This is a genomic window from Nostoc sp. 2RC (assembly GCF_014222165.1).
Taxonomy (GTDB): Bacteria; Cyanobacteriota; Cyanobacteriia; order Cyanobacteriales; family Nostocaceae; genus Nostoc; species Nostoc linckia.
This window is the reverse complement of record NZ_JACKZU010000521.1, coordinates 1-4,100: the sequence shown is the minus strand read 5'-3', so window position 1 is coordinate 4,100 and position 4,100 is coordinate 1. Positions and strand designations below refer to the sequence as shown.

Annotated in this window: 3 protein-coding genes; 1 reads left to right on the top strand and 2 read right to left on the bottom strand. The window is 43.0% G+C overall.

Annotated elements, in window-relative coordinates; translation table 11 throughout:
- Window positions 1–253, top strand: a 253-nt coding sequence (locus tag GNE10_RS32500) for a hypothetical protein (protein WP_185570123.1), incomplete at its 5' end; no start/stop codon positions are given.
- A gap of 156 nt (window positions 254–409) precedes the next feature.
- On the opposite strand, the gene GNE10_RS32495 is transcribed toward GNE10_RS32500, so the two are convergent.
- Window positions 410–3,472 carry a leucine-rich repeat domain-containing protein gene (locus GNE10_RS32495; RefSeq protein WP_185570121.1) on the bottom strand — a complete coding sequence of 1,021 codons (3,063 nt, stop codon included), beginning with the start codon at window positions 3,470–3,472 and terminating at the stop codon, window positions 410–412.
- 159 nt (window positions 3,473–3,631) lie between these two features.
- Window positions 3,632–4,021, bottom strand: coding sequence for a type II toxin-antitoxin system VapC family toxin (locus GNE10_RS32490; protein WP_185570119.1), 390 nt, complete (start codon window positions 4,019–4,021; stop codon window positions 3,632–3,634).
- Window positions 4,022–4,100 lie beyond the last annotated feature (79 nt).

Below are 4,100 nucleotides of genomic sequence, written 5' to 3'. Positions count from 1 at the left end.
TTGTTACTTCGGCGCTCGCATTTGTTGTTTCGGCGCTCGCATTTGTTATTTTGGCGCTCGCATTTGTTACTTCGGCGCTCGCATTTGTTGTTTCGGCGATCGCATTTGTTGTTTTGGCGATCGCATTTGTTATTTTGGCGCTCGCATTTGTTATTTTGGCGCTCGCATTTGTTACTTCGGCGCTCGCATTTGTTGTTTCGGCGCTCGCATTTGTTATTTTGGCGCTCGCATTTGTTACTTCGGCGATCGCTAGTTCAATTTTCATTAAATCAAAGGCGGGCATCATTTCAAGCCGATCGCCTCTGGAGTGAGAAAAGTTTATTTACCGGAGGGAAGCTTTAGTTCAATGCCTAATTTGCTCCGTATTTCCATAACATTTAGTTGAATTTGGTTAATTTTGACATAGGTTTTATTTAATTGCCTTTTCGACTTCTTCGCAAATTTTCACCCAAGCTTGGTTACATTCTGCCTTATTTAGAGTATCGAGGGGTTTATTTGGAGGGTGAACAGCTTGGTATTTTTCGATGTCGGTTTTTCTGTATGAGCTTGCACTAATTGGAATCCAGATAATAGTTAATCCCTCTTCTTCGGCTGCGTTAAGTAAGGGGGGTAGCTCATGTCTGTCGATGAAATCAGAGGCTATAAACTCAGGGCTGACTAGCAGGATAGCAACCTTAGCCGTAGCTAATGCTTTTTCAATTTCGGTTTTCCATTTTGCGCCAGGTTTAATTTTGGTGTCATCCCAAACGATCAAACCTTCTGCACGAATATAGGGTTTTAGTTGTGTTTGCAGTTGTGTTAACCATTCTGCATCTTGATGACTGTAGCTAACAAATATTTGGTTTCTGATGCTTTCTGACATAATTGATTCCTTAATGGGGGCTGATTCAATAATTTCTTTGTCTATTTGTTGTCTTTGTCGAGTTCTTATATCTTCATATCCATCAAGTAGTTGACGCAAATCGAGTTTTAATTTTAGTTTGCCGATGGTGATTGTGCTTTCACCCATTGATTCGAGTCCGAGTAGTTCTTGGTAGTCGAGGGGCGGATGTTTGGGATAGTTGGGGACGGGAACCCATTCGGTGATTTCGAGATTGGGAAGACTTTTGTGGATTTTTTGGAAGACATCGCGGAGAATACCGAGAAATAAGCGGCGTGTTTCTTTACGTCCGCTAATGGTGATAAAGATTTTTTTGTCTTCGGGATCGGCTTTGATGCGAGCGATGTTGTAGATTTCGTTGTTTTCTTCATATTGCAGCATTACGCCACTGCGCCAATAGATTTGGTTATGAATTTTTTCGTGGGTGTTAACAATGAAGCGGGAGATGATGCTTTCGGGGAGAACTTTGTAATGGTATTGAAATTCTAGGGTTTCGTCGTGGAGTTTTGTTTCGTCTGGTTGGTCTTTAGGCAGAAGTCCCGCAATCAGAAATTGTGGTGGTTGACATTCTAGTGCAAAGCAAAGCTCAAATTCTTTCATCAGCCCGATTAGATAGTCGTGACGCTTAGTGGGGTAGCGCTTTGGATCGAGGATGCGGGTGAGATCGGCGGGGGTGAAAATGCCTTTGGTTTTAGTTTTGAGGTTTTCATCGCTCAGGAGCGTGTAAATGCCTTCTGTCACCCAGTTGGGTTTGAGGACGTTGGTATCTTTGAGGATGGGATGATCGCGGAAGTTGAGAACTAAACCGAGTCGATGCAGCAAGTCGATTAGTTGATCGTGGTTTTGTTCTTCGGGAATCATGTTTTCGTAGCAGATGCAGATGTAGCGGTTGTAGCTGATGAAGTCTTCAGTCATGGATTCGAGTTTTTGTTTAACCTCAAACCATGAGAGGGGTAGAAGGTCGTAGACTTCTTTGAGGTTAGCGATTTGCTGCAAAATTGCGGTGCGAAGTTCATCAATGCCGATATTGTCTTGGCAGGAGGTTTCGATAATCGCTTGAATGTTAGGATATTTTTCGCGTAATGCTTTGCGGTTGATGTCGAGGGGTTGTTCGTCTTTTTTGTTGCCAACGATAATCACGGGGGACTGTCCACCGAAGCTTTCGATTAGTTTCAGCCAATATTCGATGCGGTTTTCTTCTTCGCTGGTGCGACAATTACAAACGAGGAGATAGAGGCTGCGCTTAGTCAGAAAAAATTGATGGGTGGCATGATAAATTTCCTGTCCGCCAAAGTCCCAAACATTGAGGCGGATGTGTTTGCTATTGACCTGCACGTTCCAAGTTTCCACATTGAGTCCGTCGGTTTGGGGTTGATTTTTATCATATTTATTGTGGATTAGTCGCTGGATGAGGGATGTTTTGCCGACGCTGCCTTGTCCAACAAGCAAGAGTTTAGCTTCGTGTAATGGTCGAGTTTCACTTGTGCTAATTTGCCTCAAGTAATTAAAAATCTCTTTTGGATCTTTTGAATTAAGAATTTCTAATGGAATCTTGGTAATTGAATTGCCACTCAGCTCAAGCTCCCTCAGATTGGTTAATTTAGCGATCGCCTCTGGAATCTCGATTATTTGGTTGTTACTGAGGTAAAGCTCCCTCAGATTGGTTAATTTAGCGATCGCCTCTGGAATCTCGGTTATTCGGTTGCCGATGAGGTAAAACTGCGTCAGATTGGTTAATTTAGCGACCGCCTCTGGAATCTCGGTTATTCGGTTGCCGATGAGGTAAAACTGCGTCAGATTGGTTAATTTAGCGATCGTCTCTGGAATCTCGGTTATTCGGTTGCCGATGAGGTCAAGGTGCGTCAGATTGGTTAAATTAGCGAGCGCCTCTGGAATCTCGGTTATTTGGTTGCCATTGAGGTCAAGGTGCGTCAGATTGGTTAAATTAGCGAGCGCCTCTGGAATCTCGGTTATTTGGTTGCCATTGAGCATAAGCTGCCTCAGATTGGTTAAATTAGCGAGCGCCTCTGGAATCTCGGTTATTTGGTTGTTATAGAGGATAAGCTGCCTCAAATTGGTTAATTTAGCGATCGCCTCTGGTATCTGGGTTATTTGGTTGTCACTGAGGTTAAGCTGCGTCAGATTGGTTAATTTAGCGATCGCCTCTGGTATCTGGGTTATTTGGTTGTCACTGAGGACAAGCTGCGTCAGATTGGTTAATTTAGCGATCGCATCAGGTATTTCAGTTAGTTCTACTCGAATTAAGATAAGTTCCTCTAAATGTAGTATTTGCGTTACCACATCGGGAATGCTCTCTAAAGGATTGCCACTAATATCCAACTTACGCAAATTAGGCAAACCCAATAGTTCGAGTGGAAGCGTTTTGAAATTGTTGCCTAAAACCTTTTGGAGAACGCGGCCTCCTACTCGTTCATAACCTCCAACCTTCTTTCCCAAAATCAAAGACTCAAGCTGCTTCAACTTACCAATTTCTACAGGTAACTCAGTCAACTCCTGCCCCGACAAGTCTAACTCTTGCCACCCCTCAGCCACGGCGCGATCTATCAGTACCAATAACTCATCCTGCGTCATAATTTCAAGGAAAAGGGTGAGGAAAGAAGATTGATAAAGATGATCTTAACTGATTAGTGAAAAATGCTACATTATCACTTGTTGGCGATGCCTGCGGCGGGCTACGCTAACGCGCTTTGAAATGATGGGAAAAGCGATCGCAAAACATAATAGCTATCATTACCAATGCTCTATAACCAATCCATCCACATAATCAAAATCTGAATCATCGGTAACAAGCACCCAACCATGTTCCAGACAATGCGCTGCAATCCAAACATCATTCATAGGAATTGGTCGCCCTTTGCGCTTCAAAGCTGAACGAGTTTGAGCATAGATAAGTGCCGTTCTCTTTTCCATAGGCACAACTGTACAAACTTCCATAAACTCCAAATATCGAGGAAGATTTTTCAACGGTCGAGTCGAGTTCTCAGCTCCAAACAGTAACTCTCCCGCTACTACTACCGATAAAAATATTTCTGGTAACGCCAACACCCTTGAAACAACATCAGGATCGCCATTCAAAAAACGTATTGCAACAGAAGTATCTAACGCAATTTCACCACTCATTTAGAGCTGATTCGTAAACAAAAGTTTAAGAAGCCATTCGCTTGAGCATTAGACGAATCAATGAGCCATAAATCATAGC